General features: G+C 51.9%; 1 pseudogene. It reads right to left on the bottom strand.

Annotation, left to right across the window (positions count from 1 at the left end):
• A pseudogene (locus SB725_RS31375) lies at window positions 1-270 on the bottom strand (endonuclease VIII); the annotation flags it as partial.

Here is a 270-nt window from a genome sequence, read left to right as displayed (position 1 = left end):
CTGCCAGAGGATCTCCACCCGCAAATAATTGCCAAGCCCAGCCAGAAACGCCTGATCGAGCAGTAATCCTGCAAACTGACGGTTACGAAAGCGCGGTGACAATAACCGTTCCTTTACCACCTCCGGCGTCAGATTCGGATCCAGCACATCGGGACCAACGCGTTGTAAAAACGGATGCGTGGTCAGTTGTTCCGGCCTCAACATCTCAATATCCGAGGCGCTATAAAGCAGAATGGTTTTGTCAGCCGTTTGCAGTTTTACCCGCAATAC

Origin of the sequence: Pseudomonas sp. SIMBA_041, from assembly GCF_046535095.1 — a bacterium.
In the GTDB taxonomy this organism is placed as follows: Bacteria; Pseudomonadota; Gammaproteobacteria; order Pseudomonadales; family Pseudomonadaceae; genus Aquipseudomonas; species Aquipseudomonas mucoides.
Note: the sequence above shows the minus strand (reverse complement) of the source record. Positions and strands in the feature narration are given on the sequence as shown.